Raw genomic sequence first — 422 nt, forward strand, 5'->3', positions numbered from 1 at the left:
CCGTCGTGGTCGGCGGGTGCGCCATGGGAAACGATCTTCTTTCCGCAACGGTCAACTGGGAGAACGGACATGGCGGGTGTTGCCGAGGAGGGAACCGGCAGGGACGACTCTGCGGGCGGAGGGGCCCTGCCGGCCCGCCGGGGGCTCGACCCGCTGAAACCGGAGGTCTTCAACAACCGCCCGCACAAGCGGGCGCTCGTCGAGCACCTGAGGTCCCTGATCGGGGCCGCGGACCTGGCCAGCAAACAGGTGGCCTCGGGTGCGGCGCTGAGCGCCTCGGCCCTGTCGAAGAACCTTTCGGGAGAACGGCTTCCACACCGTTCCACCATCGAGGCGATCATCCAGCTCTGCGGGGCGAGCGAGGAGGTCCGGGCCCTGTCGCTGCGCCTGCACACCGCGGCCCTGGGGGAGGCACACCCGGC

The 422-nt window shown here is 70.4% G+C and carries 1 protein-coding gene; it reads left to right on the top strand.

Translation table 11 applies throughout. The annotated features are described in order from the left end of the window. Positions 1-69: 69 nt before the first annotated feature. Positions 70-422, top strand: a 353-nt coding sequence (locus WDV06_RS37170) for a helix-turn-helix domain-containing protein (RefSeq protein WP_395514204.1), incomplete at its 3' end; no start/stop codon positions are given.

Source organism: Streptomyces racemochromogenes (assembly GCF_044129415.1).
GTDB classification, from domain to species: domain Bacteria; phylum Actinomycetota; class Actinomycetes; order Streptomycetales; family Streptomycetaceae; genus Streptomyces; species Streptomyces racemochromogenes_A.